The organism is Sabulibacter ruber, assembly GCF_017355955.1.
In the GTDB taxonomy this organism is placed as follows: domain Bacteria; phylum Bacteroidota; class Bacteroidia; order Cytophagales; family Hymenobacteraceae; genus Nibribacter; species Nibribacter ruber_A.
This window is the reverse complement of sequence record NZ_JAFFID010000181.1, coordinates 1-252: the sequence shown is the minus strand read 5'-3', so window position 1 is coordinate 252 and position 252 is coordinate 1. Positions and strand designations below refer to the sequence as shown.

At 70.6% G+C, this 252-nt stretch carries 1 pseudogene; it reads right to left on the bottom strand.

Annotation, left to right across the window (positions count from 1 at the left end):
• Nucleotides 1–252, bottom strand: a pseudogene (locus JT719_RS24965) (PAS domain-containing sensor histidine kinase); the annotation flags it as partial.

The window sequence follows — 252 nt, the reverse complement described above, 5'->3', positions numbered from 1 at the left end:
CGCCGACGCCGCCCGGCTGGTCCTCGTCACCGATCGGGCTGAAGCCGTAGGTCCACCAGACCTCCTCCTTCTGCCCGTGGCGCGTCATGGGCAGGAGCTGGTCTTCGTTCCAGGTGGCCCCCTGCCCAGACATGACATGGTCGATCTGCGGGCCGATGAGCGGCCAGGCCTCCGGAAAGGCGTCCCGGCCCGGCATGCCCAGGATGGCCGGGTGCTTCTCCGGCCCGAGCGAGGCGGCGTAGGCGTCGTTGT